This is a genomic window from Paraburkholderia sp. RL18-085-BIA-A (assembly GCF_046027075.1).
Taxonomy (GTDB): Bacteria; Pseudomonadota; Gammaproteobacteria; order Burkholderiales; family Burkholderiaceae; genus Paraburkholderia.
Genome location: NZ_JARESU010000019.1, coordinates 92,238 through 118,679 on the forward strand (window position 1 = coordinate 92,238; position 26,442 = coordinate 118,679).

The following is a 26,442-nucleotide window of genomic DNA, read 5'->3' on the forward strand; positions in this document are numbered from 1 at the left end:
CGGTGTTGGGTACTCGATTGTCGGAAGAAGCTCGCCCGGGCGACGCGGATCACTTCTCCGAATCCACCAGCCCGCGCACGAACCAGCGCTGCATCGTCACCACGACGGCGAGCGGGGGCAGCATCGCGAGCAGCGTCGCGGTCATCACGAGATGCCATTCGGTCGCGGTGTCGCCGGACGCGATCATGCTTCTGATACCGACCACGGCGGTGGTCAGCGACTGCTGACTCGTAATCAGGATCGGCCACAGATACTGATTCCAGCCGTAGATGAACGTGATCACGAAGAGCGCCGCCATGTTCGTTTTGGACAGCGGCAACACAACGTCCCAGAAGAAGCGCATCGCGCCCGCGCCATCGATGCGCGCCGCTTCCATCAATTCGTCCGGCAGCGTCATGAAGAACTGGCGGAACAGGAACGTCGCAGTGGCCGATGCGATTAGCGGCAACGTCAAACCGCTATACGTATTGCTCAGATGCATCGACGACACGACCTGCACGGTCGGGAAGATCCGCACTTCGACCGGCAGCATCAGCGTGACGAAAATCAGCCAGAACGCGAACGTGCGAAACGGAAAACGGAAGAACACGATCGCGTACGCGGAGATCATCGAGACGGCGATCTTGCCGATCGAAATCACGAGCGCCATCACGAGACTGTTGACCAGCATGCGCCCGAACGGCGCCGCCGCATTGCCGCTGCCATGCGACCAGACGGTCGCGATGTTCTCGAACAGATGCGTGCTTGGCACGAGCGACAGCGGCACGCTGAACACTTCATGCTCGCTCATCGTCGCCGCGCAGAACGCAACGTACACCGGAAAAACCACCAGTGCGACGCCGAGTATCAGCACCGCGTGGCAGAAGAGGTCAAAACCGCGGCGGTTCTCGATCATGAGTATTGAACCCGGCGTTCTATGAAGCGGAATTGCACGACCGTCAGCGCGACAACGATCACCATCAGGATCACCGACTGCGCGCCCGAGCTGCCGATGTCGAGCCCCTGGAAACCTTCGGCGAAGATCTTGTAGATCAGCGTGCGGGTAGCTTGCGCGGGTCCGCCGCCGGTGGCGGCGTCGATCACGGGGAAGGTGTCGAAGAACGCGTAGGTGATGTTGATCACCAGCAGGAAGAAACTGGTCGGTGACAACAACGGCAGCGCGATGCCGAAGAAGCGCCGCACCGGACCGGCGCCGTCGATCGCGGCCGCTTCGATCAGCGAACGCGGGATCGCCTGCAAGCCCGCGTAGAAGAACAGGAAGTTATAGCTGACCTGCTTCCAGACCGACGCGAGCACCACCAGAAACATCGCCTGGCCCGCATTCAACGCGTGATTCCACACGATGCCGTACTTCGCCAGCGCGTAGGTGACGAGGCCGATGCTCGGATTGAACAGGAACGACCACAGCACCGCGGCGATAGCGGGCGCGACCGCGTAAGGCCAGATCAGCAGCGTCTGGTAGGTCTTCGCGCCGCGCGTCACGCGATCCGCGCAGACCGCCAGCAGCAGCGAGATCACGAGCCCCGACACCGTGACGAGCGCGCAGAAGATCAGCGTCGTATTGAACGACGACAGATAGAGCGGATCGGCGAGCAGTTGCCTGAAGTTCTCGAAACCCACGAACTCGCTCGACGTGCCGAACGCATCCTGGCTTTGCGTGGATTGCCAGAGCGCCTCGCCGGCCGGCCACAGGAAGAACAGAACCGTGATCGCGAGTTGCGGCGCGACGAGCAGATAGGGCAGCAGGCTAGTGCCGAAGCTGGAGCGCTTTTCCATCGAGGGTCCCAAGGTTTGGCTGCAACTATGGGTTCCGGCGCGAGCGCGCCGGAACCGTGCCGGCGAACGCTTTAGTTGCCGGCTTTTTCGAAGCGGCGCAGCAGCTCGTCGCCGCGCGATACCGACGCGTCGAGCGCCTGTTGCGGCGTCTTCTTCTGCGCCCACACCTGTTCGAGCTCTTCGTCGATCACCGTGCGGATCTGCGGCATGTTGCCCAGACGCAAGCCCTTCGTGAACGGCAGCGGCGGCTTGTTGAGCATCTGCCGGATCGCGGTGTCGCTGCCGGGGTTCTTCTCGTAGAAGCCTTGCTGGCGGGTCAGGTCGTACGCGGCGGTCGTGACCGGCAGGTAGCCCGTGTCCTGATGCCACTTCGCGGCCACCGGCGGCGAACTCAGATACGCGAGGAATTTCGCCACGCCCTTGTAGACCGCCGGGTCCTTGCCCGACAACACCCACAGGCTCGCCCCGCCGATGATCGCGTTCTGCGGCGCGCCCTTCACGTTCGCGTCGTACGGCATCATGCCAGTGCCGAAATTGAACTTCGCGTACTTCTTGATCGTGGCGAGCGAGCCCGACGAGTTCGTGATGATCCCGCAGTCGCCGCTATAGAACTTCGACACCGGTTCGTCCTTGCGGCCGACATAGGTGAAGGTGCCGTCCTTCTGCATGTTCTGCAGGAACTGGATGTGCGCGATCTGCAGCGGCTTGTTGAATTCGAGCTGCGCGTCGAGCCCGTCGAAGCCGTTGTTCTTCGACGCGAACGGCGCGGCATGCCACGCGCTGTAGTTCTCGAGTTGAATCCAGCTCTGCCAGCCGGACGAATAGCCGCACGCCATGCCCGACGCTTTCAGCTTCTGCGAGTCGGTCTGCAACTCGGCCCATGTTTTAGGCGGCTGGTTCGGGTCGAGGCCGGCTTTCTTGAACGCGTCCTTGTTGTAGTAGAGCACCGGTGTCGAGCTGTTGAACGGCATCGAGATCAGCTGGCCCGTTTTGGCGTCGCTGTAATAGCTTGCGATAGTTGGCACGAACGCCTTCTGGTCGAGCGGCACGCCCGCTTGCTTGAACACTTCCGTGACCGGGACCACGGCCTTCTTCGCCTGCATCATCGTTGCGGTGCCGACTTCGTAGACTTGCAGAATGGCCGGCGCGTTGCCGCTGCGATACGCGGCGATGCCGGCCGCGAGCGTCTGGTCATAGGTGCCCTTGAAAACCGGCAGGATCTTGTAGTCGCTTTGCGACGCGTTGAAGTCGTTGGCGATGTCGCTCAGACGTTCGCCCAGGGCGGCTTCCATCGCGTGCCAGAACTGGATTTCAGTGGCGGCCTGGGCAGCCTGACTAATGCCGATACCGAATACGGCGGCAACGGATAGCGAACGGAACAGCGGCTTGCAATTCATCGATTGTCTCCCCAGATGGTATGGAACGGGCGCGAATGCGAATCGCGCGATTCTATTTGTGTTCGATGACAGTCCGGCGTCATGGGCCAGGCGGCGCGGGCCGCGTTCGATGTGCGTCGGAAGCGGCAATGTAACATCGGCTGTTATGAAACGGAAACAATCGGGGCACGCGGCGATGGGGGATGGGATGTAGCGGCGCGCGGCCGCTGGGGGCTTGTCGCGGCCCGCGTGAGGGTTGTTCGCGCTCCTGCGCAATCGGGCGGCGGCAATAAAAAAGCCCGCTTGAAGCGGGCTTTCCTGAACGCGCATGCTGCGCAGCTGAACCTTCAACTTTTAGACGTTGAACAGGAAGTTCATCACGTCGCCGTCGTGCACGACGTATTCCTTACCTTCCGCGCGCATCTTGCCCGCTTCCTTCGCGCCTTGCTCACCCTTGTAGGTGATGAAGTCATTGAACGCGATCGTCTGCGCGCGAATGAAGCCGCGCTCGAAGTCGGTGTGGATCGCACCCGCCGCTTGCGGCGCGGTGTCGCCGACATGGATCGTCCACGCGCGTACTTCCTTCACGCCGGCCGTGAAGTAGGTTTGCAGGCCGAGCAGCTTGAAGCCCGCGCGGATCACGCGGTTCAGCCCCGGTTCATGCATGCCCATGTCGGCGAGGAACACCTCCATGTCGGCTTCGTCGAGGTCGGCGATTTCCGCTTCGATCGCCGCGCACACGGCCACGACCGGCGCATTCTCCGTCGCCGCGAATTTATTCACCGCGTCCAGATGCGGGTTGTTTTCGAAACCGTCGTCCTTCACGTTCGCCACGTACATGGTCGGCTTCGCGGTGATCAGGCAGAACGGCTTGAGCGTCGCCTTTTCCTCGTCCGTCAGATCGAGCGCACGGACCGGCTTGGCCTGGTCGAGCTGCGCGCGCACCTTTTCCAGCACGGCGGCGTTCTTGATGGCTTCCTTGTCGTTGCCCGACCTGGCGGCCTTCGAATAGCGCGTCAGCGCCTTTTCGACGGTGGCGAGGTCGGCCAGCGCCAGTTCGGTGTTGATCACTTCGATATCCGACAGCGGATCGACCTTGTTCGCGACGTGAATCACGTTGTCGTCTTCAAAGCAGCGCACCACGTGCGTGATCGCGTCGGTTTCGCGGATGTTCGCGAGGAACTGGTTGCCGAGGCCTTCGCCCTTGCTGGCGCCCGCCACGAGACCGGCGATGTCGACGAATTCCACCACCGCAGGCAGGATGCGCTCCGGCTTGACGATGTCGGCGAGCGCCTTCAGACGCGCGTCCGGCACCTCGACGACGCCGACGTTCGGCTCGATCGTGCAGAACGGGTAGTTTTCGGCGGCAATGCCCGCCTTGGTCAGTGCGTTGAACAGGGTGGACTTGCCGACGTTAGGCAGGCCGACGATGCCGCATTTGAGGCTCATGGGAATCCTTCAGTGAATCAGTAAGTTGCGTGATGCGCTCGACGCCGTGTGCGGATTCGGGAAGCCAGCGCGTTTGGCGTGGCGCGGCAATCGTAGCGGAGCGGGACAGGTCACCGAATCGGGGCGTTGGCTCAACGATTGAGTGCGAGTGTTCACGGAAAGCGCAATTGTAACCCGTTCGGATCGGCTTACCGGTGCGGCGGCGGGAAAGCGAGGCTGGCCGGGCAGCAGGCGCGACCGCAACACTACGCTGCCGGCCCCCGGCCGCAATCGATTTCCTCAGCCGATTTCTTTAAGGTCACTGTAAAATCGCCCGCTCGGGGCCGCCAGAACTCTCTCCGGGGAAAAGGCATGCGCATAGTTGGATGGTTGGGAACGGGCTTGGCCGTGGTGCTGGTGGGCGGCATTGTCGCCACATGGCTGGCGCCGGGCTTCGACGAAGCTCAGGCCAACACAGACCGGCAGACCGTCGAATGCCTCACGAACCACCTGACCTCGGAAGACCGGGTCCAAATGGCGCAATTCGCCGATAAAAACGACTTCGATTCCTTGTGGCGCGTGTACGACCGCGTGTTCCCCGACTGCGCCGTGCGAGGCGATCAGCGCGAGCGCAAAGCCCAGCTCGAAGCGAGCGCGTGGAGCATTCTGCAATCGGACCGCAACTTCATGCGCCTGCGCGAGGCGAATGTGGCGCTGACGTCGGGTGCGCATTAGCCTGCGCCCGCTGTTTTTCCGGGCGCGAAGGCTGCACGCGCCGATCCGTCCCCCGCAACCCCCGCGGCTATAATGCGCGGATGAACGCACATCACCAGACCTTTGATGCCGCCGTGATCGGCGGCGGGCTCGTCGGCAAGACCGCGGCGCTCGCGCTCACGCAAGGCGGCCTGCGCGTGGCGCTGCTCGCGCAGCCTTGCGCGGCCTTGCCCGCAGGCACCGTGTTCGACTCGCGGGTCTACGCGTTGTCGGCGAGTTCGCAGGCGTTGCTGGAGCGCTTGCGGGTCTGGCAGGCGCTCGATCTGTCGCGGCTCGGGCCCGTCTACGACATGCGCGTCTACGGCGACGCGCACGCCGAACTGCATTTCTCCGCGTTCCAGGCGTCGGTGCCGCAGCTGGCATGGATCGTCGAATCGTCGGTGATCGAGCGCGCGCTGGATGCGGCGCTGCGCTTCCAGCCGAATCTCACGTGGATCGACACGCGCGCTCAGGCGTTGGACTTCACCGCCGAGAGCGCGAGCGTCGGTCTCGCGAATGGCAACGTCGTCGAAGCCGATCTGGTGGTCGGCGCGGACGGCGCGCATTCGTGGGTGCGCGCGCAGATCGGCGCGAAGATGATTCGGCGCGACTACCGGCAAACCGGCGTGGTCGCTAACTTCAAGGCGAGCAAGCCGCACGGCGAAACCGCCTACCAATGGTTCCGCGATGGCGAGATCGTCGCGCTGCTGCCGATGCCGGACGGTCATCTGTCGCTGGTCTGGTCGGCACGCACCGAGCACGCCGGGCAACTGCTCGCGCTCGATCCGGCGCAGCTCGCCGCCGAAGTGGAACGCGTGACCGGCGGCCAGTTCGGCGCGCTCGAGTGCGTAACGCCCGCGCAAGGCTTCCCGCTCGCGCTGCAAACGGTGGACCGGCTGGTGGCGCCGCGCGTCGCGCTGGTCGGCGATGCCGCGCATCTGATTCACCCGCTGGCGGGGCAAGGCATGAACCTCGGTTTGCGCGACGTCGCGGCGCTCGCCGACACGGTCGCCGGCAAGGAATCGTTCCGCGATCTCGGCGACATGGTGCTGCTGCGCCGCTACGAACGCGCTCGCCGCGAAGACATCCGCGCGCTGATGATTGCCACGGATGGCCTGCAAAAACTCTTCGCGGTCCCCGGTCCGCTCGCCAAGGCGCTGCGCAATAGCGGCATGGCGTTTGTCGGCGCGCAGCCGTTCATCAAGCGCTGGCTGGTGTCGGCCGCGCTGGGCTAAAGCGCGGCGCCGGCGGCCGCGGCCTGCAACACAGGTATCATGGACAGATTGACACCGTTCCAGCCGGACCTGACACGTGACACACCGCGCACGACGCGCGATCGAACCCAGGAATTCAGCATGAAAAAGACCTTCCGCATGATGGCCGGCGCGCTCGCGATCGCCGCCTTCACGATCGGCTGCTCGGCGCAGGCCGACCAGACCACCGACAAGCTCAAAGCCACGCTGCAGTCGCGTCTGGCCGACGTGCAGATCAAGGGCATCACGAAGTCGCCGATCGCCGGGCTGTACGAAGTGAACCTGGGCACGCAGATCGTCTATAGCGACGCGAACGGCGATTATCTGCTGCTCGGCGACATGGTCGACGCGAAGACCCGCAAGAATCTGACCGAAGCACGTTTGTCGGACACCAACCGTATCGATTTCGCGAGCCTGCCGTTTGCGAACGCGGTGAAGGTCGTGCGGGGCAACGGCGCGCGCAAGATCGCTGTGTTCTCCGATCCGAACTGCCCGTACTGCAAGCAACTCGAAACGTCGTTGAAGTCGCTCGACAACGTGACGGTCTACACGTTCCTGTATCCGGTTCTGTCGCCGGATTCGACGGCCAAGTCGAAGTCGATCTGGTGTTCGGCGGATCGCGCGAAAGCCTGGGAGTCGTGGATGCAGGACCATCAGGCGCCCACCGCCGCCGCCACCTGCGACACCGCCGCGATCGACAAGAACCTGGCGCTCGGTCACGCGATGAACGTCGAGGGCACGCCTACCGTGTTCCTCGCCGACGGCCGCCGCCTGCCCGGCGCCGTCCCGGCCGACCGGCTGGACAAGGAAATGTCCGCCGTGCATTGAGCACGCGGCACACGTAAAAACAAGGAGGCGCGCAGGGCGCCTCCTTTCGCATCAAGCCCCGCATATTCCAGCCTCACACCTCCTACTCGCCGCCGATGAAGCCGATCCGCTACACCATCGTTCCGAAGCAACCCGCCGCCCACCTGTTCGAAGTCACCGTGACCGTCGCCGATCCCGATCCGGCCGGCCAGCGTTTCATGCTGCCGGTGTGGATTCCGGGCAGCTACATGGTGCGCGAGTTCGCGCGCAACATCGTCACGCTGCGCGCAGTGAACGACGCGGGCCGCAAGGTGCCCGTGGAGAAAACCGACAAGCACACGTGGCAGGCCGCGCCGGTCAAGGGTGCGCTGACGCTGCGCTACGAGGTGTACGCGTGGGACCTGTCGGTACGCGCCGCGCATCTCGACGATACGACCGGTTTCTTCAACGGCACGAGCGAGTTCCTGTCGCCGCTCGGGCATGAGGAAGCGCAGTGTGTAGTGGAGATCCAGAAGCCGGCAGGCACGGCATATCGCAACTGGCGCGTCGCGACCGCGCTGCCGGAAGCGCGCGGCACGAAGCGCTACGGCTTTGGCGAGTACCGCGCGCAGAACTACGACGAGCTGATCGATCATCCGGTCACGCTGGGCGAATTCGAGCTGGCGACGTTCGACGCGCATGGCGTGCCGCACGACATCGTGATCGCGGGTCGCGTGGTCGGGCTGGACATGGCGCGCCTCTGCGCCGACCTGAAGCGCATCTGCGAAGCGCAGATCGCGTTGTTCGAACCGAAGTCAAAGAAAGCGCCGGTCGATCGCTACGTGTTCATGACGCAGGCCGTCACCGACGGTTACGGCGGGCTGGAGCACCGCGCGTCGACGGCGCTGATCTGCAATCGCGGCGATCTGCCGGTGCAAGGCCGCGACGCGATGAGCGAAGGCTACCGAACCTACCTCGGCCTGTGCAGCCACGAATATTTCCACACATGGAACGTGAAGCGCATCAAGCCGGCCGTGTTCGCGCCTTATGACCTGAGCGTCGAAAACTACACGTCGCTGCTGTGGCTGTTCGAGGGCTTTACGTCCTACTACGACGACCTGATCCTGGTGCGCAGCGGCCTGATTTCGCAGGACGACTATTTCGGCATGCTCGGCAAGGTGATCGGCGGCGTGCAGCGCGGCAGCGGGCGGCTCAAGCAAACCGTCGCCGAAAGCTCGTTCGACGCGTGGGTCAAATATTACCGGCAGGACGAGAACGCGCCGAACGCGATCGTCAGCTATTACACCAAGGGCTCGCTCGTCGCGCTCGCGTTCGATCTGACGATCCGCGAGCAGACCGGCAACCGCAAATCGCTCGACGACGTGATGCGTCTGCTGTGGCAGCGTTTCGGCCGAGACTTCTATCGCGGTAAACCGGTCGGTGTCGACGAGAGCCAGATCGAGGCGATTTTCGCGGAAGCGACCGGCGCTCAACTAGGCGAACTGTTCGCGGATGGCGTACACGGCACGGCCGATCTGCCGCTCGACGCGCTGCTCGCGCCGTTCGGCGTTTCGCTAGCGCCGGAATTCGACAAGAACGGCAAGCCGTCGCTCGGCGTGCGTCTGCGCGGCGGCGCGGATTGCACGCTGGCGGCGGTCCATGAAGGCAGCGCGGCGCAGAAAGCGGGACTCTCGGCCGGCGACGTGCTGATCGCGCTCGACGGCCTGCGCGTGACCGGCGCGAATCTTGACGGACTGCTCACGCGCTATCAGCCGGGCGCGAAAGTTGAGATCCACGCGTTCCGCCGCGACGAGCTGCGCAACACGCAAGTCAAGCTGGACGGGCCTGAGGTGGCGCGCTACAAGCTCGCGGTCAGCGACAAGCGACCAGCCCCGCGTAAGGCGCGTGAGCGCTGGCTGGCAAGCTGATCGTAATCGGCGCTGCCGTCAATTAACGCGCGAGGGCGGCGGATTGTTCTACCAGTGCAACAATCCGTCGTCGCTGGATGGCTTTTTCCCGAGCCGGTAAAAAAACACAATGACTCCACTCGCGCAACACTGCGCGCCCCTACTGGAGTCAAACATGACCACGATCCTGCAAATCAACTCGGCAGCCCGCTCGCAAGGCGCGAACTCGACGCTGCTCGTCAACGAGCTGACCGAAAAGCTGCAACAGTCGAATCCGGGCGCGCAAGTCGTCGTCCGCAATCTGCAAGCCGAACCGCTGCCGCATCTGGACGACGCGGTCCTCGGCGCGTTCTTCACGCCGGCCGACCAGCGCACCGCCGAGCAAGCCGCGATCGCCGCGCGCAGCGAAGCGCTGATCGCCGAACTGCAAGCCGCCGACATCGTCGTGATCGGCGCGCCGATGTACAACTTCGGCGTCTCGTCGCAGCTCAAGACGTACTTCGACTTCATTGCCCGCGCCGGAATCACGTTCCAGTACACGGCGAACGGCCCCGAAGGTCTCGTGAAGGGCAAGAAGGTCCACGTCGTGTCGGCACGCGGCGGCAAGTACCTCGGCACGCCGAACGACAGCCAGACGCCGTATCTGAAGAGCTTCCTGGGCTTCCTCGGCATGACCGAGGTGAACTTCATCTACGCCGAAGGCCTGAACATGGGCGCGGACGCAGCGGACGCAGCGCTGGCTGCCGCGCGCGAAGCGATCGCCGCTGCGTAAGGTCTTGCCGCTTCAACGCGGCAGGTAGCGGTGCAATGAGAAACGCCACGGACGTGAGTTCGTGGCGTTTTCTTATTGCGGCGCGGTTCGCATGGTTACGCAAGCATTTGCGCTTCGTCCGGCAAGCGCCAGTCGATCGGTTCGCGGCCGTGCTTCACGAGATATTCGTTGGCCTTGGCAAAGTGCCCGCAGCCGAGAAAGCCACGATGCGCCGACAGCGGCGACGGATGCGGCGCCTCCAGCACGAAATGGGACTTTCCGCCGAGCAGCGCACGTTTGGCTTGTGCATGCGCGCCCCACAGCATGAACACGAGGCCGTCGTGGCGCATCGCCAGTTCATGGATCAGTGTGTCCGTGCACTTTTCCCAACCACGTTTCGCGTGACTCGCCGCGTTGTCGCGCTCGACGGTCAGCACCGTGTTCAGCAGCAGCACGCCTTGCTTGGCCCATGTGTCGAGGCAGCCGTGACGTGGCGGCTCGTGGCCGAGACTCGTGGCGATTTCCTTGAAGATGTTGCGCAGCGACGGCGGCGTCCGCACGTTCGGCGCGACCGAAAACGCGAGTCCGTGCGCTTGCGGCGTGCCGCGATCTTCGCCGTGATAGGGGTCCTGGCCTAGGATCACCACTTTGACCTCGTCGGGGCTCGTCAGTCGCAGCGCGCGGAACACGTCGGCGGGATAAACGGTCTTGCCCGCCGCGCGCTCCCCGTCGACGAAACGGCAGAGCGGCGCGTACGTGTCACTTTCGATGAACGGCTTCAGATGCGCGCGCCATTCCGGAGGCAATGCGGCGAATTGGGCTTCGAGTGTCGGCGGGGCGTCGGCGCTTTGTGGTTGAGTGGTCATGTCGCTGGACGGTACGGCTGCGGCGTCACCGAACAGGGATGCCTGCGACGGCTGGGGGCGGTTTCGGGAAGCAGAGGTCATGGCGGGGGAGTGTCGCAGCAAACGCGCTCTGGCTCAAGGTGCGGCGAGCTGCGTTTGTCGAAGCCGCTCAACCCGCCCGCAGCCGATAGCCGCGCTGCGCCTTGCTGATGTTGTCGGGCGCGAGGCCGGTTATTTCTTGGCCAAGGTGCGCGGCGAGCGCGCGCAGCGCGGCTTCGTCGCCGGACTTCAGTTCGAGTTCGACTTCGGAGATCGGCGCGCGGCGGGTCTTGCCGTCGACTTCGGCAAGCACGTCGCCCAGATCGATCGCTGCTTCGATTTCCGCGCCGTGCGCTTTTACATGCCACAGCGTGCGGGTGAAATTCGTGCGGAACAGGTCGATCAACGTGTGCGCCGCCTCGCGCAATGCATCGGCTGCGGCCGGCTCGTCGCAGGCGCGCAGCAAGGCGTCGATCTCCAGCTTCGCACCGGCCACGGGCATTTCCCATTCATGCCGGCTGTGCAAGCCATTGATCGCATGGCCCACCGTCTTGAAGGTTTGCAGCCAGCCGTCCGGCGTCTGACGCAGGCGCAGCGCGCTCTTCGACGTCGCCAACGTGAGCTGGGGCGTATCGAAGTAGATATTCACCAGCTTGACGGGGCGTCCCTCAACACCGGTACGCGCGACGAACCATTGCGTCGCCTCTTGCACCCGCTCAGCCGGCAGCGCCAGCTTGATTTCGCGTTCCATGCCCATGATCTGCTTCGCTCGCTCTGCCGGCCCGGTGCCTAGAAAAACATCCGCGCCAGTTCAACGCCCGGCTCGTCGGCGCGCATGAACGCTTCGCCGACCAGGAACGTGTGCACGTCCATCGCGCGCAGGCGCTCGACATCGGCGCGCGACAGAATGCCCGATTCCGTGACGACGATGCGGTCGTCGGGAATCGAGTCGAGCATGCCGATGGTGGTGTCGATCGACGTTTCGAAAGTACGCAGATTGCGATTGTTGATGCCGATTAGCGGCGTCTTCAGCGTCAGCGCTTCCTTCAGTTCGTCGCTGTCGTGCACTTCGACCAGCACCGCGAGACCGAGCGAATGCGCGAGCGCTTCGAGGTCCTGCATCTGCGCGGTGTCGAGCGCGGCGGCGATCAGCAGGATCGCGTCGGCGCCCATCGCGCGGGCTTCGACGATCTGGTACGGATCGACGATGAAGTCCTTGCGCAGCACCGGCAGCTTGCACGCGGCGCGCGCCTGCTGCAGATACGCGACGCTGCCCTGGAAGAACTGCACGTCGGTCAGCACCGACAGACAGGCCGCCCCGTGCTTCTCATACGAACGCGCGATCTCGGCCGGGTCGAAGTTCTCGCGCAGCACGCCTTTGGACGGACTCGCCTTCTTCACTTCGGAGATCACCGCGGCGAGACCCGCCGCGTGCTTGGCGCGCAACGCGCCGACGAAATCGCGGATATCGCGCGACGACGCTTCGAGGCGCAACTCTTCGAGCGGCGCACTTTGTTCGGCCGCGCGGATTTCTTCGCGTTTGACCGCGATGATGCGGTCGAGGATGTCGCTCATAAGTGTCTCGCTACTTGATTACTGCTTGAATTGCTGGGTGAAGCGGATCAGGTCTTCGACCTTCGCGCGGGCCTTGCCGCTCGCGATCGCTTCGCGCGCCAGTTGAATGCCGTCCGCGATCGACGACGCCACGTTCGCCGAATACAGCGCCGTACCCGCGTTCAGCGTGACGATTTCGCGCGCGACGCCGGGCTTGTTGTCCAACGCGTCGAGCAGCATCGCTTTGGATTCGTTCGAGTCGGCCACTTTCAGCGTGCGGTTCGACACCATCTGCATGCCGAAGTCTTCCGGGTGAATCTCGTACTCGCGAACTTCGCCGTCACGCAACTCGCCGACTTGCGTCGCCGCGCCGAGCGACACTTCGTCCATGCCGTCCATACCGTACACGACCAGCACGTGCTTTGCGCCCAGACGCTGCATCACGCGCACCTGAATGCCGACGAGGTCCGCGTGGAACACGCCCATCAACTGGTTCGGCGCGCCGGCGGGGTTGGTCAGCGGGCCGAGAATGTTGAAGATCGTGCGCACACCGAGTTCGCGGCGCACGGCGGCGATGTTCTTCATTGCCGGATGATGGTTCGGCGCGAACATGAAGCCCATGCCGGTTTCCGCAATCGACGCCGCCACCTGGTCCGGTTGCAGATCGATATTCACGCCGAGCGCTTCGAGCACGTCCGCGCTGCCCGACTTGCTCGACACGCCGCGATTGCCGTGCTTCGCGACCTTCGCGCCGGCGGCCGCCGACACGAACATGGTTGCGGTGGAAATGTTGAAGGTGTGCGCGCCGTCGCCGCCGGTGCCGACGATATCGACGAAGTTCGAGTTGTCCTGCACGTCCACGTGCCGGGCAAATTCACGCATCACCGTGGCGGCTGCGGTGATTTCGCCGATGGTCTCTTTTTTGACGCGCAAGCCGGTGATGATCGCAGCCGACATCACGGGCGAGAGTTCGCCGCGCATGATGAGCCGCATCAGATGCAGCATTTCGTCGTGGAATATTTCGCGGTGCTCGATAGTCCGTTGCAGCGCTTCCTGGGGCGTAATCGACATGATCTCGTCTCTCTCTTTATCAGGCGTTGCGTTGGGCAAGCTTCGACTGCTTCACGAAGTTTTCGAGCAGCGCGTGGCCGTGTTCGGACAGGATCGATTCCGGATGGAACTGCACGCCTTCGACGGCGAGTTCCTTGTGGCGCACCCCCATGATCTCGCCGTCATCGGTCCATGCCGAGACTTCGAGGCAGTCCGGCAGCGATTCGCGTTCGATCGCAAGCGAATGATAGCGGGTCACGACGAAATGCTTCGGCAGATCGGCGAACACGCCTTTGCAGTCCGTTTCGATCGTGCTCACCTTGCCGTGCATGATGGTTTGCGCGCGCACCACGCGGCCGCCGAACGCCTCGCCGATCGCCTGGTGGCCGAGGCAGACGCCGAGAATCGGCATCTTGCCGGCGAATTCGCGCAGCACGTCGAGCGTGATGCCCGCGTGCTGCGGGTTGCTGGGGCCGGGCGACAGGCAGATGCGCTCGGGGTTGAGCTTCGCGATGTCGTCCAGCGTGATTTCGTCGTTCCTGTAGGTGCGCACGTCTTCGCCGAGTTCGCCGAAGTACTGCACCAGGTTGTAGGTGAACGAGTCGTAGTTGTCGATCATGAGCAGCATGGTGTGTCTCCGGTCAGAAGTCGCTATCGAGGCCGTCTTGAACCTGTTCGGCAGCGCGCAACACGGCGCGGGCCTTGTTCTCGGTCTCTTGCCATTCGGATTCCGGCACCGAATCCGCGACCACACCCGCGGCCGCCTGCACATACAGATTGCCGTTCGCGATCACGCCGGTGCGGATCGTGATGGCCAGATCCATTTCACCGGTGAACGACAGATAGCCGACCGCCCCGCCGTACAGCCCGCGCTTCACGGGTTCCAGTTCGTCGATCAGTTCCATCGCGCGGACCTTCGGCGCGCCTGACAGCGTGCCGGCCGGGAACGTCGCGCGGAGCACGTCGAAATTGGTGGTGCCGGGCTTCAGCTTGCCTTCGACCGAACTCACGATGTGCTGCACGTGCGAGTACTTTTCGATCACCATCTTGTCGGTCACGACCACCGAGCCGATTTGCGCGATGCGGCCCACGTCGTTGCGCGCGAGGTCGATCAGCATCACGTGTTCGGCGATTTCCTTCGGGTCGTTGAGCAGTTCGGTCGCAAGTTCCGCGTCGCGGTCCGGCGTATTGCCGCGTGGACGCGTGCCGGCGAGCGGGCGGATCGTCACGATGCGATCCTCGCCGCGTTTTTCCTGGCGCACCAGAATTTCCGGCGACGCGCCGACCACATGGAATTCGCCGAAGTTGTAGTAGTACATGTACGGCGACGGATTCAACGAGCGCAGCGCGCGATACAGCGACAGCGGATTGTCGCGGTACGGCTTGGTCAGACGCTGGCCAACCTGCACCTGCATCAGTTCGCCGGCGGCGATGTATTCCTTCGCCTTGCGCACGGCGGCCAGATAGTCGTCTTTCGCGAATTCGCGATAGGTTTCGGTGCGCATGCTGGCCGAGGTGACCGGCGGCTGCACGGTCGTGCGCAAGCGCTGACGCAGTTCACGCAGACGCTGTTTGGCCTTCGTATATGCCTCGGCTTGCGTCGGATCGGCGTACACCACCAGATAGAGTTTGCCCGCGAGGTTGTCGATCACCGCGACTTCTTCGGTCAGCAGCAACTGGATGTCGGGCAGATTCAGATCGTCTTTCGGCGCGGTGTGCGCGAGCTTTTTCTCGATGTAGCGCACCGCGTCATAGCCGAAGTAACCGGCGAGGCCGCCCGCGAAACGCGGCAGCCCGGGGCGCTGCGCCACTTTGAAGCGGCTCTGGAATTGCTGGATGAACTCGAGCGGATCGCCTTCGTGCGTTTCGACGACCTTGCCGTCGCACACCACTTCCGACACGCCGTTGCGCGTGCGCAGCAGCATGCGCGCGGGCAGTCCGATGAACGAATAGCGGCCGAAGCGTTCGCCGCCCACCACCGATTCCAGCAGAAACGAGTTGGCGCCGTTGCGCTCGCTCTGCGCGAGCTTCAGGTACAGCGAGAGCGGCGTTTCGAGGTCGGCCAGTGCTTCGGCGATCAGCGGAATGCGGTTGAAGCCCTCATTGGCGAGGGACTGGAATTCGAGTTCGGTCATGTTCCGATCCTGTACGGTGGTCCGGCGGCAGCGTGCGCCGGACAAAGCGGGGCGTTGCGCGACCGGTCAGGGCGTTCGTCGACACGATGATACGGACCGGCGCGAGTTTCCCATCGGCGCGAGCAGCGGATTTCAGCGCACAGCTGTACTTTGCGGGTACTCGCAGGCCGAATCAACCGGTGCAGCGAAACAAGATGATGGAAAAAACGCGTGAGCGCAGCGAAGTAAAAAACGGTTGCCGAAGACGAGCTTCAGCGTACCTCAGGCGAGGTTAGCGCGACCAGCGACGCCAGGGCCAGGCTCCCCGGTCGATGCTAATCAGACTCCGTTTTTTATTCAGAAACATGAGGATGAAGGACTTTTCAAGTCGTGGATTGGTGCGCTGCGATCGCCTTGGCGGCGTCGAGCAGCGAGGCAACTATACCATCGGATTTTATCGTTTGTATAGCTTGGCCGTGGTTGTAGCCGTAGGGCACGGTCAGCGTCGCCATGCCGGCCGCACGGCCCGCCAGCGCATCGTTTTCCGAATCGCCGATCGCGACGGTGGCCTGCGGTTCGACGCCCAGTTGGGCCGCGGCGGTGAGCATCGGCAGCGGGTCAGGCTTCTTTTTCGCGAGACTGTCGCCGCCGAGCACGACGCCGAAATACTGCGCGAGCCCGTACTGCTGCAGAAGTTCGAGCGCGAACCGATGCGGCTTGTTGGTCACGCACGCGAGCTTGAGGCCGGCATCGCGCATCGCGCGCAGACCGGCTTCGACATCGAGATAAAGCCGCGTGTGCAGACCGTTAATCTTCGCGTATTCAGCCTGATAGATCGCGAGCGCTTCGTCGAAGCGGTCTTGCGCATGGTCTGCTTCGAAGCGCGGCGCGAGCACGCTGCGGATCAGATGCTCCGAGCCCTTGCCGACATAGCCGACCACTTCCTCGCGCGACGTTTCCTCCGCATCGAGTTGCGCGAGCATGCCGTTCAGGCCGGCGGTGAAGTCGTCGGCGGTGTCGATCATCGTGCCGTCGAGGTCGATGATCGCGCCTTGCAGGCGCGGGCCGGTGAAGGTCGGGGCGGGAAACGGAGCGGTCATTGAGCGTGCCTGTTTAGTGCTGAACGTTGGCGAGCGCCGCGCGCATCTTGTCGATCACGACCTTGTGGTCCGGCTGGCCGAAGATCGCCGAACCGGCCACGAACGTGTCCGCGCCGGCCGCCGCGATTTCCGCGATGTTGTCGACTTTCACGCCGCCGTCCACTTCCAGATGAATCTCGCGGCCGGTTCGCTCCTTGTACGCGTCGATCCGCTTGCGGGCCTCGCGCAGCTTGTTCAGCGCCTCAGGAATGAACGACTGGCCGCCGAAGCCCGGGTTGACCGACATGATCAGCACGAGGTCGAGCTTGTCCATCACGTGATCCAGATAGTTCAGCGACGTGGCCGGATTGAACACCAGGCCGGCCTTGCAGCCGTGGTCGCGAATCAGCGACAGCGTGCGGTCGATATGGTCCGAGCCTTCCGGATGGAAGCTGATCAGGTTCGCGCCGGCCTTGGCAAAGTCCGGCACGATGCGGTCGACCGGACGCACCATCAGATGCACGTCGATCGGCACGTCCACGTGCGGGCGGATCGCTTCGCACACGAGCGGGCCGATGGTCAGGTTCGGCACGTAGTGGTTGTCCATCACGTCGAAGTGAATCCAGTCGGCGCCGGCGGCGACGACGTTGCGGACTTCTTCGCCGAGACGGGCGAAGTCGGCCGACAAAATACTGGGAGCGATGCGGAATTGCGTCATGGCGGTGAGCGGATGCAAGCGGGAAAGCGCCATTTTACCGTTTTGCGCGGGTCTGGAGCGGAGCGCGGGCGTTCAGCAGCGGCTCGTCCGAGCCGCGCAGGCGCCCCAGTGTCCTAACGGACCCTGGCCAAAGGTTTTAGCGGGTTGCGGGCATGCCGCGCATCAAGGAGAATGCCAATCCATGCGCGCCGCTTCGCCAATGCGCCGCAACCCATTGGCGTTCGGGGCTTCCCGCGATTTTCCCCACCCCAGTTTTGTCAGACCGGAATCAGGATGAGCCAGTACGAATTCAGCGTCTCGGCGCAGGTGCAATACCTGCCTGAAGAGTCGGACCCGGAGCGCCGCCAGTATGCGTTCGCATACACGCTGACTATCCGCAACACCGGCCAGGTGCCCGCGCAACTCATAGCGCGCCACTGGGTGATTACCGACAGCGAGAATCATGTGCAGGAAGTGAAGGGTCTCGGCGTGGTCGGCCATCAGCCACTGCTCAAACCGGGCGAGCATTTCGAATATACGAGTTGGGCGGTCATCGCCACGCCGGTCGGCACCATGCGCGGCGATTATTTCTGCGTCGCGGAAGACGGCGAGCGTTTCGACGCGCCGGTGCCGGAGTTCATTCTGCGTATGCCGCGCACGCTGCATTGAACCGGGGCGCGGGCCCACGGTCTTTAAACACAGTCAAACGCGTTTTGAGCGCATGCGTGACAGGCTCAACACGAGGTTCAATCCGCGGTTTGACGCAGCGCGTTACTGCGGTTTTTGCTGCCTGGGCTGCTCATTCGCGTTGGCGCGCTTTGCTTTCTTCTTGCCGGACGATGTCCACACAACGATGAAGACGAGCAGAAAGAGCGCGACGAGCGACTCCAGCGCGAAGATGAGCATCGGGTATTCGTCGAACAGATCAGACATGGCGGTTTCCATCAAGAACGAACATTGTATGCGTTTTGTCCGCACAGCCGGGGCCTGGCTCGGAGCGCTTTCGGTTGCGGTGCTGCTGGCGTCGTGCGGCGGGGGCGGCGCGGTCCGGCCGTCGGTTTCGCCGCCCACGGGTGCGGCGATCATACCTGGTCAGATCGCCGCGACGCGCCTCACGGCGGTCGCGTGGCGGCAGGTGCCGGGTTGGCAGGACGACTCGCTGATCGGCGCGACCGCCGCACTGCGGCAGAACTGCGTGAGGCTCGCGCGTCAACCGAACTGGTCGCGGGCCTGCGCGGCGGCGGCACAAATCGACGATCTCGACGTCACCAGCGCGCGAGCCTTTTTCGAAGCCTATTTCACACCTTTCCAGCTAGCCAATAACGACGGCACGCTAGACGGTCTCGTCACCGGTTACTACGAGCCTTTGCTGCGCGGCTCGCGGACACGGCACGGCGTGTACCAGACGGCGCTGTATCGCTGGCCCGGCGCTTATCGCGCCGGCGCGCCGCTGCCGGCGCGTGCGCAACTCGAGCGCAGCGGCGTGCTCGATGGCAATGAACTCGTCTGGGTCGACGATCCGATCGAAGCGTTCTTCCTGCAGGTGCAGGGTTCGGGACGCATCGTGATGGAAGATGGCAGCGTGATGCGCGTCGGCTTTGGCGGCACCAACAACCAGCCGTACAAGTCGATCGGGCGCTGGCTGCTGGATCGCGGCGAACTCACGCCGGCGCAGGCAACCATGCAAGGCATCAAGGCATGGGCGCGCGCCAATCCGACCCGTGTCGACACACTACTCGATACAAATCCGCGCTTTGTGTTCTTCCGTGAGATGCCGTCCGGCGAAAGCGTGCCGAGCGGCGGCGCGGAGGGTCCGATCGGCGCGCTCGGTGTGCCGTTGACACCGGAGCGGTCGATCGCCGTCGACCCGACTTCGATTCCATTGGGCACGCCGGTGTTTTTGCAGACCACGCGTCCATTGACGAACTCGCCGATGAATCGTCTCGTGTTCGCGCAGGACACCGGTACCGCGATTAAGGGCGGTGTACGCGCAGACTACTTCTGGGGGCTCGGCGACGACGCTGGCGACCTGGCCGGGAAGATGAAGCAGGGTGGCCGGATGTGGTTGTTGCTGCCGAATTCGTGATCGTGGGGCTCTGTGAGCGGTGAAGCGGTGGCTTTCGGGATTGAATCGCCGCTGCGTGATTTGCAGACCGAAGCCTGCACGAGCCGAGTTCTCAACAGGATCGCCCGCTTCAGGCGAGCTTCGCCAAGTAGCTGAAAACGGCGTCACGTCCCGGTTGTAAATCCGGACGCGACGCCGTTTTTTTCGCGCGAGTTAAAGTCCCGACTTGCGCTTGTCCACCACGCGCCGCGCCTTACCCACCGAACGCTCGATGCCGTTCACCGCCAACACATTGACCACCGCGCTCACGCCGATCAGCGCCTTGATGTCATAGGTCAGGGCCTGCTTGGCCGTGTTCAGCGCTGCCGTATCCGGCGCGCTTTCCGGGCACGGCTCGACGTTCAGCGTCAAGACGTCGAGCGGGCCTTCCTTGGTCAGCACGATCTGATAATGCGGCGCGAGAGCATGCTGTTTGAGCAGCAGTTCTTCGATCTGCGTCGGGAACACGTTCACGCCGCGCACGATCATCATGTCGTCCGAGCGGCCGGTGATCTTCTCCATCCGACGCATCGTGCGGGCGCTGCCCGGCAGCAGGCGCGTGAGGTCGCGCGTGCGGTAGCGGACGATCGGCAGCGCTTCCTTAGTCAGCGACGTGAACACCAGCTCGCCGAGTTCGCCGTCGGGCAACACCTCGCCGGTTTCGGGGTCGATGATCTCAGGATAGAAATGGTCTTCCCAGATGGTCGGACCGTCCTTCGTTTCCACGCACTCCGACGCCACGCCGGGTCCCATCACCTCGGACAGACCGTAGATGTCGACCGCATCGATGCCCATGCGTTTTTCGATCGCCTGCCGCATGTCGTTGGTCCACGGCTCCGCGCCGAAGATGCCGATGCGCAGCGAGCAACTGGCCGGGTCGATGCCCTGGCGTTCGAGTTCGTCGGCAATCGAGAGCATGTAGCTCGGCGTCACCATAATGATGTCCGGCCGGAAATCCTGAATCAGTTGCACCTGCTTTTCGGTCTGGCCACCGCCGAACGGGATCACGGTGAGGCCGGCGCGCTCGGCGCCGTAGTGCGCGCCGAGGCCGCCGGTGAACAGGCCGTAGCCGTAGCTCACGTGTACCTTGTCGCCGCGCTTTGCGCCGGCGGCGCGGATCGACCGCGCGACGAGATTCGCCCATGTATCGATATCGCGCGCGGTGTAGCCCACGACGGTCGGCTTACCCGTCGTGCCGGAAGACGCGTGAATCCGCGAAATCTGTTCCTGCGGCACGGCGAACATCCCGAACGGGTAGCTGTCGCGCAGATCCTTCTTGGTGGTGAAGGGAAAGCGCGCGAGGTCCGCCAGCGTCTTTACCTCACCGGGGTGTACGCCGGCTTCGTCGAACTTGCGCCGATATACCGGCGAATTTTCGTAGGCATGGTTCAGCGACCATTTGAGCCGTTCAAGTTGAAGCGCGGCAAGTTCGTCGCGGCTGGCGGTCTCGATAGGATCGAGCGGAAGGGCGGTCGTCATTGAATGTCTCCTTGCTGCCTCAATGCTTGAGTCTGATGTACGGTGCGCTCGTGCGCAAAACAGGAACTGGCTGCTATACGGGGATGTGGCGTTGGTGAGCGGCCACTGGTTCGCGCATCTGCCGCGGCGCGGCTGCGGATTTCACCGCTGCTTTGCCGCCGGCTCGCCGCGCGTTTGCCTGTCAATCGCCCGTGGGAATCAGGTTGCCTTTAATTTGCGACGATTTGCCGCGAAACATGGCGACGGTTTCGTCAGCGCGATTCGTGACGCGAATATCGTAGATGCCGGTGCGGCCGCTCAGTGTTTGCTCGACCGCTTCCGCCGTCAGCACGTCGCCGCCTCGTACAGGCTTCAGGAACTCGATCGAACAACCGGCCGCGACCGTGTTGATGTTGTACGTGTTGCAGGCGAACGCGAACGTCGAATCGGCGAGCGTGAAAATCAGGCCGCCGTGGCAAATCTCGTGGCCGTTCAGGAAGTCGTCGCGCACGGCCATGCGCAGGCGCGCATAACCCGCACGCACTGCCACGATTTCGAGCCCGAGCGCCCGGCTGCAGGCATCGTTTTCGTACATCGCGGCAGCGGTCGCGCGAGCGAGTTCGTCGGGCGTCATCTGTTTGGGGTGGTTGGCTGGAGTGGACATATCAACGGCCCTCGAAGCGTGGCGCGCGTTTTTCCACAAACGCTTGCACACCTTCGGTGTAGTCGTGCGAAGCCCCGAGTTCGCGTTGCAGATCGCGTTCGAGATCGAGTTGCTGGTCGAGTGTTTGCGTCGCGCCCGCGCGCATGGCCTGCTTGATCGCGGCGATGGCGCGCGTGGGTTGCTGCGCGAGTTGGGACGCGAGTTTGGCGGCGGCCAGGGAGAGTTCCGCGTCGTCGAGCACCTGCCAGATCATGCCCCAGCTTTCGGCTTTTTCCGCGCTGAGCTTGTCGCCGGTAATCGCGAGTCCCAACGCGCGCGCCATGCCGACGCGCCGCGGCAGGAACCACGTGCCACCCGAGTCCGGCACGAGGCCGATCTTCACGAACGCCTGAATGAAGCTTGCTGAGCGGGCCGCGAGCACGAGGTCGCAAGCCAGCGCGAGATTGGCGCCGGCGCCGGCGGCCGTGCCGTTGACCGCGGCGATCACCGGCAAAGGTAGCGCTTGCAGACGGCGAATCAGCGGGTTGAAGTGCTTGTCGATCAGATCACCAAGATCCGTCGATGCGCCGGGCGTGAAGTCGAGATCGGCGAGATCCTGGCCGGCGCAGAAACCGCGGCCCGCACCGGTCAGCAGGAGAGCGCGGGCGCCGGAGGCTTCGACTTCATCGAGCGCGGCGCTCAGTTCCTGATGCATTGCGCGCGTGAAGCTGTTGAGCTTGTCTGGCCGGCTCAACGTGATGGTTGCTACATGGCTCGATGCGTCGATGTCCAGGCGAATCGCTTCATATGACATTGGGTGTCTCCTCAAAGTCTCTTTAGCCGATGGGCACTACTGTGGTCGCTACGAAAGCCGCTCGATGACCAGCGCAATGCCTTGCCCGACACCGATGCACATCGTGCACAACGCAAAGCGCCCGTTGATCCGTTCCAGCTGGTACAGCGCGGTAGTGATCAGGCGCGCGCCGGATGCGCCCAGCGGATGGCCGAGCGCAATGGCGCCGCCGTTCGGATTGACACGCGGATCGTCATCGCGCAGACCAAGTGTGCGCAGCACCGCCAGCCCTTGTGACGCGAATGCTTCGTTCAGTTCGATCACGTCGAATTGTTGGAGCGTCATGCCGAGTTGCTTGAGCAACTTTTGCGTCGCCGGCGCCGGTCCGATGCCCATGATGCGCGGCTCGACGCCCGCGGTCGCCATGCCCACCACGCGTGCGCGGCGGCGCAGGCCGTACTGTTCCGCCGCCTGCTGATTTGCGAGCAACAGTGCGCAAGCGCCGTCGTTTACACCGGACGCGTTGCCGGCCGTCACGCTGCCGTCCGGACGAACCACGCCCTTGAGCTTACCCAGACTTTCGAGCGACGTTTCCCGCGGATGCTCGTCGAGCGTGATGCGCACGGGGTCGCCTTTCTTCTGCGCGACATCGACGCCGACGATTTCCTGCGCCAACGTGCCATCACGTTGCGCGCGGGCCGCTTTTTGCTGACTCGCGAGCGCGAACGCGTCCTGATCCGCACGGCTCACGCCGAACTGGACGGCGACGTTTTCCGCGGTCTCCGGCATCGAGTCGACGCCGTATTGGCGCTTCATCAGCGGATTGATAAAGCGCCAGCCGATGGTTGTGTCGTGAATGTCGGCTTGACGCGAGAACGCGCTGCCTGCCTTGCCCATCACGAACGGCGCGCGCGTCATGCTTTCGACGCCGCCGGCAATCATGAGACGCGCTTCGCCAGCCTTGATCGCGCGCGCGGCGGTGCCGACCGCGTCCATGCCTGAGCCGCACAGGCGGTTGATGGTTGCGCCCGGCGCATCCGTGGGCAGGCCCGCGAGCAGCGCCGACATGCGCGCGACGTTGCGATTGTCTTCACCGGCCTGGTTGGCGCAGCCGTAGATCACGTCGTCGAGGGCTCGCCAGTCGACGCCGGGATTGCGCTCGATCAGCGCCCTGATCGGTACGGCGCCGAGGTCGTCGGCGCGGACGTCTTTGAGGGCGCCGCCGTAGCGGCCGATGGGGGTGCGAATCGCATCGCAGATGAAGGCGTCGTTCATAGAAATTCCCGCTGGGGCGGAGCGGCGCGCAGTGCCGATCCGATGTCTCATGTTAGTTGGGGCGCACGACCCGGTCCATTCGGCCAAACGGCGTAGGAGCGAGGCCGTGCTTTTCTTATGCCGCTGTCCTATGCCATTCAGCCAGCTACCGCCAGCGCCGCTTTCGGTTCAACATGAACGCGGCTTTGAACCACACGGAAGCGATTCGCGACGAAGGCTGCATCGGCCAGTGCGGCATTGGCCGCCGGGTTCGCGCCCGTGCCGTGGAAATCGGAGAAGGCCGCGGACTGGTTGACGAACACTGCGCCTGTCAGATTGATCGACAGGGCGACGCCGCCGCGGATCGATGCCTCGTGCGCCGCGTCGAGCACGGCTTCGTCCGTGCTGTAGACCGAAAGCGTGAGCGCGCCGTGCTCGGCGGCGATCGCGCCGGCGAGATCGAGCGACTGCGCGGTCGAATCCGTCGCGATCACGAATGAGATTGGGCCGAACCATTCTTTGGTGAACTGTGCGTAGTCGGTGGTTGCGTCCAGTTGCAGCACAAGCGGCGTGCGCACGCGCGCGCTGGCGAACGACGGATGTTCGAGCGTCTGGCTCTGGACCAGAACGCGGCCGAGCCTGGCGGCTTCGTCGATGCGCTGGACGACGCCTTCGTTCTGAATCGCGCCAAGCAGTTCGACTGCGCGGGCCGGGTCGGCGACGAGCTTTTGCACGGCGCTGGCGATGGCTTGCGCGACTTCGTCGAAACCGAGCGTGCCGTCGGCGGTGCGGATGCCGTTGCGCGGCACGTAGATGTTCTGCGGCGCGGTGCACATCTGGCCCGAGTACAGCGCCAGTGAAAAGGCGATATTACGGGCGGCGGCTTTGATGTCGTCGACCGAGTCGATCACGATCTGGTTTACGCCGGCTTTTTCGGTGTAGACCTGAGCCTGGTGGGCATTACGCTCGAGCCACGTGCCGTTTTGCGTGCTGCCGGTGAAGTCGATGAGTTTGATCTCCGGGCGCAGAGCCAGATCCTGTACGAGTGCACCGTCGTTCGCTTCGGTGGCCAGCAACGTGACGACGTTCGGATCGAAACCCGCTTCACGCAAAACGTCCCGCGCGATTCGCACAGTCAGCGCGAGCGGCAGGATCGCGCCCGGATGCGGTTTGACGATGACCGTGTTGCCAGTGGCCAGATCGGCGAAGAGGCCCGGGTAGCCATTCCACGTCGGGAACGTGCAGCAGCCGAGGACAAGGCCGGTGCCGCGCGGTACGACGGTGTAGCGCTTGTGCATCGCGAGCGGCGGATTCTTGCCTTGCGGCTTTTCCCAGTGAGCGTCGGCGGGGATGCGGCGCAACTGGTCCCACGCGTACACGACCGCTTCGAGCGCGCGGTCTTGCGCGTGCGGGCCGCCGGCCTGAAAGGCCATCATGAATGCCTGGCCGGTCGTGTGCATCACGCTGTAGCCGATTTCGAAGCTGGCGTGATTCAGTCGCGCGAGAATTTCCAGACTCACGCCGATCCACGCCTGCGGGCCTGCCGCGCGCCAACTGCTTTGCGCGGCGGCGGCCGCCGCGATCAGTGCGTCGGGGTCGCCTTTCGGGTAGCGCACGCCGAGCGGGAAACCGAACGGCGAGACTTCGGCGCCGACCGTTTCGCCCGTCGAAGGTTGGTCCAGTTCGAATGTCGCGTTGAGTAGCGCTTTGAAGGCGGCTTCGCCGTCCGCGTTGGCTGTTTCCCCGTACACTTTCGGGCTGGGCATCTCGACGAACGGACTCCAGTAGCCGCGCGTTTCAACCGCGGTAAGTGCCTTTTGCAGCGTGTCTTCGTGCTTGGTGAATAGCGGATGTGTCATGGCAGAGGGGCTTGGCTGTGCGTTGGGAGGAAGCCTGTCTAATAATTGACCGACCGGTTGGTTGGTGAATGTTAGCATTATTAAGAGAGTCGCGCGAAGCGTTTTCGCGTGTGATTAACCATTAGAAGGTGGAGGCGGCATGGCTTACGAGAACATTCTGGTTGAGACGCAGGGACGGGTTGGTTTGATCACCTTGAACCGTCCGAAGGCACTGAACGCATTGAACGACGCGTTGATGGACGAACTGGGTAGCGCGCTGCGCGAGTTCGACGCCAACGACGCGATCGGCGCGATCGTGGTGACGGGTAGCGAGAAGGCGTTCGCCGCCGGCGCCGATATCGGCATGATGGCGACCTACACCTATATGGATGTCTACAAAGGCGACTACATCACCCGCAACTGGGAAACGGTTCGCTCCATCCGCAAGCCTATCATTGCCGCGGTGGCCGGTTTCGCGCTGGGCGGCGGCTGTGAACTGGCGATGATGTGCGACATCATTTTCGCCGCCGACACCGCCAAATTTGGTCAGCCGGAAATCAAGCTCGGCATCATGCCGGGCGCAGGCGGCACACAGCGGCTGCCGCGTGCGGTCTCGAAGGCGAAGGCAATGGATCTGTGCCTGACCGCCCGCTTCATGGATGCGAACGAAGCCGAGCGTGCGGGATTGGTTTCGCGTGTCATTCCGGCTGCCTCGCTACTGGATGAGGCCGTCGCCGCGGCAGCGACCATTGCGGAGTTCCCGCTGCCGGCGGTGATGATGGTGAAGGAGTCGGTCAACCGCGCATATGAAACGACGCTCGCGGAAGGCGTACATTTTGAGCGCCGCCTGTTTCATTCCCTCTTCGCAACTGAAGATCAGAAAGAGGGCATGGCCGCATTCGTGGAGAAGCGCAAGCCGGTTTTCAAGCATCGTTAATACGCTT

The 26,442-nt window shown here is 63.7% G+C and carries 26 protein-coding genes; 8 read left to right on the forward strand and 18 right to left on the reverse strand.

The features are described from left to right. Window positions 1-49: 49 nt before the first annotated feature. The 4 genes from ugpE to ychF all read right to left on the reverse strand — a co-directional run bounded on the left by ugpE (window position 50) and on the right by ychF (window position 4,601). Window positions 50-895 (reverse strand): sn-glycerol-3-phosphate ABC transporter permease UgpE, encoded by an 846-nt coding sequence (ugpE, locus tag P0D89_RS15935; RefSeq protein WP_408358068.1) that lies wholly within the window; start codon window positions 893-895, stop codon window positions 50-52. Beyond that, window positions 892-1,776 carry a sn-glycerol-3-phosphate ABC transporter permease UgpA gene (gene ugpA / locus P0D89_RS15940; protein ID WP_408358069.1) on the reverse strand — a complete coding sequence of 295 codons (885 nt, stop codon included), beginning with the start codon at window positions 1,774-1,776 and terminating at the stop codon, window positions 892-894. The genes ugpE and ugpA overlap by 4 nt, the downstream gene beginning before the upstream one ends. A gap of 71 nt (window positions 1,777-1,847) precedes the next feature. Continuing rightward, window positions 1,848-3,173 carry a sn-glycerol-3-phosphate ABC transporter substrate-binding protein UgpB gene (gene ugpB, locus P0D89_RS15945; protein ID WP_408358070.1) on the reverse strand — a complete coding sequence of 442 codons (1,326 nt, stop codon included), beginning with the start codon at window positions 3,171-3,173 and terminating at the stop codon, window positions 1,848-1,850. Window positions 3,174-3,506: 333 nt separating this feature from the next. Beyond that, window positions 3,507-4,601 carry a redox-regulated ATPase YchF gene (ychF, locus tag P0D89_RS15950; protein WP_408367439.1) on the reverse strand — a complete coding sequence of 365 codons (1,095 nt, stop codon included), beginning with the start codon at window positions 4,599-4,601 and terminating at the stop codon, window positions 3,507-3,509. Between the two features lie 351 nt (window positions 4,602-4,952). Between ychF and P0D89_RS15955 the strand changes: the two genes are divergently transcribed. The 5 genes from P0D89_RS15955 (at window position 4,953) to P0D89_RS15975 (ending at window position 10,051) form a co-directional block, all read left to right on the forward strand. Further along, a complete protein-coding gene (locus P0D89_RS15955) occupies window positions 4,953-5,315 on the forward strand; it encodes a hypothetical protein (RefSeq protein WP_408367441.1) in 363 nt (120 codons plus the stop codon). An 80-nt stretch (window positions 5,316-5,395) separates the two neighbouring features. After that, window positions 5,396-6,568 (forward strand): UbiH/UbiF family hydroxylase, encoded by a 1,173-nt coding sequence (locus P0D89_RS15960; protein ID WP_408367443.1) that lies wholly within the window; start codon window positions 5,396-5,398, stop codon window positions 6,566-6,568. A gap of 120 nt (window positions 6,569-6,688) precedes the next feature. Continuing rightward, window positions 6,689-7,414 carry a DsbC family protein gene (locus P0D89_RS15965; RefSeq protein WP_408367445.1) on the forward strand — a complete coding sequence of 242 codons (726 nt, stop codon included), beginning with the start codon at window positions 6,689-6,691 and terminating at the stop codon, window positions 7,412-7,414. Window positions 7,415-7,509: 95 nt separating this feature from the next. Continuing rightward, the gene (locus P0D89_RS15970) at window positions 7,510-9,300 is read left to right on the forward strand and encodes a M61 family metallopeptidase (RefSeq protein WP_408376902.1); all 1,791 of its coding nucleotides are present in this window, start codon (window positions 7,510-7,512) and stop codon (window positions 9,298-9,300) included. 154 nt (window positions 9,301-9,454) lie between these two features. Further along, on the forward strand, window positions 9,455-10,051 hold the full coding sequence (locus P0D89_RS15975) for an FMN-dependent NADH-azoreductase (RefSeq protein ID WP_408367449.1): 597 nt from the start codon (window positions 9,455-9,457) through the stop codon (window positions 10,049-10,051). A gap of 95 nt (window positions 10,052-10,146) precedes the next feature. On the opposite strand, the gene P0D89_RS15980 is transcribed toward P0D89_RS15975, so the two are convergent. From P0D89_RS15980 to rpe, 8 genes are all read right to left on the reverse strand, one after another. Then, window positions 10,147-10,977: a uracil-DNA glycosylase gene (locus tag P0D89_RS15980; protein ID WP_408367451.1), complete on the reverse strand. Its 831-nt coding sequence runs from the start codon at window positions 10,975-10,977 to the stop codon at window positions 10,147-10,149. Window positions 10,978-11,044: 67 nt separating this feature from the next. Beyond that, window positions 11,045-11,671, reverse strand: coding sequence for a CYTH domain-containing protein (locus P0D89_RS15985; RefSeq protein WP_408367453.1), 627 nt, complete (start codon window positions 11,669-11,671; stop codon window positions 11,045-11,047). 32 nt (window positions 11,672-11,703) lie between these two features. Beyond that, a complete protein-coding gene (trpC, locus tag P0D89_RS15990; RefSeq protein WP_408376904.1) occupies window positions 11,704-12,489 on the reverse strand; it encodes an indole-3-glycerol phosphate synthase TrpC in 786 nt (261 codons plus the stop codon). An 18-nt stretch (window positions 12,490-12,507) separates the two neighbouring features. Continuing rightward, complete coding sequence (trpD, locus tag P0D89_RS15995; protein ID WP_408367457.1) at window positions 12,508-13,539, reverse strand: anthranilate phosphoribosyltransferase; 1,032 nt, start codon at window positions 13,537-13,539, stop codon at window positions 12,508-12,510. A gap of 19 nt (window positions 13,540-13,558) precedes the next feature. Beyond that, the gene (locus tag P0D89_RS16000; protein ID WP_408367459.1) at window positions 13,559-14,146 is read right to left on the reverse strand and encodes an aminodeoxychorismate/anthranilate synthase component II; all 588 of its coding nucleotides are present in this window, start codon (window positions 14,144-14,146) and stop codon (window positions 13,559-13,561) included. A gap of 13 nt (window positions 14,147-14,159) precedes the next feature. Further along, window positions 14,160-15,653 carry an anthranilate synthase component I gene (gene trpE, locus P0D89_RS16005; RefSeq protein WP_408367461.1) on the reverse strand — a complete coding sequence of 498 codons (1,494 nt, stop codon included), beginning with the start codon at window positions 15,651-15,653 and terminating at the stop codon, window positions 14,160-14,162. Between the two features lie 362 nt (window positions 15,654-16,015). Next, window positions 16,016-16,732, reverse strand: a complete 717-nt coding sequence (locus P0D89_RS16010; protein WP_408367463.1) for a phosphoglycolate phosphatase — start codon at window positions 16,730-16,732, stop codon at window positions 16,016-16,018. 13 nt (window positions 16,733-16,745) lie between these two features. Beyond that, a complete protein-coding gene (gene rpe / locus P0D89_RS16015) occupies window positions 16,746-17,429 on the reverse strand; it encodes a ribulose-phosphate 3-epimerase (protein ID WP_149673096.1) in 684 nt (227 codons plus the stop codon). 273 nt (window positions 17,430-17,702) lie between these two features. On the opposite strand from rpe, the gene apaG reads away from it, so the two are divergent. Further along, entirely contained in the window at window positions 17,703-18,077 is a 375-nt protein-coding gene (gene apaG / locus P0D89_RS16020; RefSeq protein ID WP_408367465.1) for a Co2+/Mg2+ efflux facilitator ApaG/CorD, read from the forward strand. Between the two features lie 102 nt (window positions 18,078-18,179). Here apaG and P0D89_RS16025 read toward each other — a convergent pair whose 3' ends face one another. Next, window positions 18,180-18,341 carry a hypothetical protein gene (locus P0D89_RS16025; RefSeq protein WP_408367467.1) on the reverse strand — a complete coding sequence of 54 codons (162 nt, stop codon included), beginning with the start codon at window positions 18,339-18,341 and terminating at the stop codon, window positions 18,180-18,182. A 28-nt stretch (window positions 18,342-18,369) separates the two neighbouring features. Between P0D89_RS16025 and mltA the strand changes: the two genes are divergently transcribed. Then, complete coding sequence (gene mltA, locus P0D89_RS16030) at window positions 18,370-19,494, forward strand: murein transglycosylase A (RefSeq protein ID WP_408367469.1); 1,125 nt, start codon at window positions 18,370-18,372, stop codon at window positions 19,492-19,494. Window positions 19,495-19,686: 192 nt separating this feature from the next. Here the strand turns inward: mltA and paaK are convergent, their stop codons facing one another. The 5 genes from paaK to paaN form a co-directional block, all read right to left on the reverse strand. Beyond that, window positions 19,687-20,991 (reverse strand): phenylacetate--CoA ligase PaaK, encoded by a 1,305-nt coding sequence (gene paaK / locus P0D89_RS16035; RefSeq protein ID WP_408367471.1) that lies wholly within the window; start codon window positions 20,989-20,991, stop codon window positions 19,687-19,689. Window positions 20,992-21,172: 181 nt separating this feature from the next. Then, on the reverse strand, window positions 21,173-21,634 hold the full coding sequence (gene paaI, locus P0D89_RS16040) for a hydroxyphenylacetyl-CoA thioesterase PaaI (protein ID WP_408367473.1): 462 nt from the start codon (window positions 21,632-21,634) through the stop codon (window positions 21,173-21,175). A gap of 1 nt (window position 21,635) precedes the next feature. Next, window positions 21,636-22,427, reverse strand: a complete 792-nt coding sequence (gene paaG, locus P0D89_RS16045; RefSeq protein ID WP_408367475.1) for a 2-(1,2-epoxy-1,2-dihydrophenyl)acetyl-CoA isomerase PaaG — start codon at window positions 22,425-22,427, stop codon at window positions 21,636-21,638. A gap of 48 nt (window positions 22,428-22,475) precedes the next feature. Next, on the reverse strand, window positions 22,476-23,681 hold the full coding sequence (pcaF, locus tag P0D89_RS16050; protein WP_408367477.1) for a 3-oxoadipyl-CoA thiolase: 1,206 nt from the start codon (window positions 23,679-23,681) through the stop codon (window positions 22,476-22,478). 137 nt (window positions 23,682-23,818) lie between these two features. Next, window positions 23,819-25,519 carry a phenylacetic acid degradation protein PaaN gene (gene paaN / locus P0D89_RS16055; protein ID WP_408367479.1) on the reverse strand — a complete coding sequence of 567 codons (1,701 nt, stop codon included), beginning with the start codon at window positions 25,517-25,519 and terminating at the stop codon, window positions 23,819-23,821. Window positions 25,520-25,658: 139 nt separating this feature from the next. Here paaN and P0D89_RS16060 point away from each other — a divergent pair, with 139 nt between their 5' ends. After that, on the forward strand, window positions 25,659-26,435 hold the full coding sequence (locus tag P0D89_RS16060) for an enoyl-CoA hydratase (protein ID WP_408367482.1): 777 nt from the start codon (window positions 25,659-25,661) through the stop codon (window positions 26,433-26,435). The last annotated feature ends 7 nt before the right edge of the window (window positions 26,436-26,442 follow it).